Below are 945 nucleotides of genomic sequence, written 5' to 3' on the forward strand. Positions count from 1 at the left end.
TAGTTGCAAGGTATAGACCCGAAACCCGGTGATCTAGCCATGGGCAGGTTGAAGGTTGGGTAACACTAACTGGAGGACCGAACCGACTAATGTTGAAAAATTAGCGGATGACTTGTGGCTGGGGGTGAAAGGCCAATCAAACCGGGAGATAGCTGGTTCTCCCCGAAAGCTATTTAGGTAGCGCCTCGTGAACTCATCTTCGGGGGTAGAGCACTGTTTCGGCTAGGGGGCCATCCCGGCTTACCAAACCGATGCAAACTCCGAATACCGAAGAATGTTATCACGGGAGACACACGGCGGGTGCTAACGTCCGTCGTGAAGAGGGAAACAACCCAGACCGCCAGCTAAGGTCCCAAAGTCATGGTTAAGTGGGAAACGATGTGGGAAGGCACAGACAGCCAGGATGTTGGCTTAGAAGCAGCCATCATTTAAAGAAAGCGTAATAGCTCACTGGTCGAGTCGGCCTGCGCGGAAGATGTAACGGGGCTAAACCATGCACCGAAGCTGCGGCAGCGACGCTTAGGCGTTGTTGGGTAGGGGAGCGTTCTGTAAGCCGTTGAAGGTGGCCTGTGAGGGTTGCTGGAGGTATCAGAAGTGCGAATGCTGACATAAGTAACGATAAAGCGGGTGAAAAGCCCGCTCGCCGGAAGACCAAGGGTTCCTGTCCAACGTTAATCGGGGCAGGGTGAGTCGACCCCTAAGGCGAGGCTGAAAAGCGTAGTCGATGGGAAACAGGTTAATATTCCTGTACTTGGTGTTACTGCGAAGGGGGGACGGAGAAGGCTAGGCTGGCCGGGCGACGGTTGTCCCGGTTTAAGCGTGTAGGGGGTGTGACCTGGTAAATCCGGTTGCATATCAACCCTGAGGCGTGATGACGATGCACTACGGTGCAGAAGTAGTTGATGCCCTGCTTCCAGGAAAATCCTCTAAGCTCCAGGTAACATT

At 53.9% G+C, this 945-nt stretch carries 1 rRNA gene; it reads left to right on the top strand.

The annotated features are described in order from the left end of the window. A 23S ribosomal RNA gene (locus ACJ8IM_RS25165) occupies window positions 1–945 on the top strand; the annotation flags it as partial.

The sequence above is a fragment of the Serratia sp. CY33525 genome, from assembly GCF_052169115.1.
Lineage (GTDB): Bacteria > Pseudomonadota > Gammaproteobacteria > Enterobacterales > Enterobacteriaceae > Serratia > Serratia sarumanii.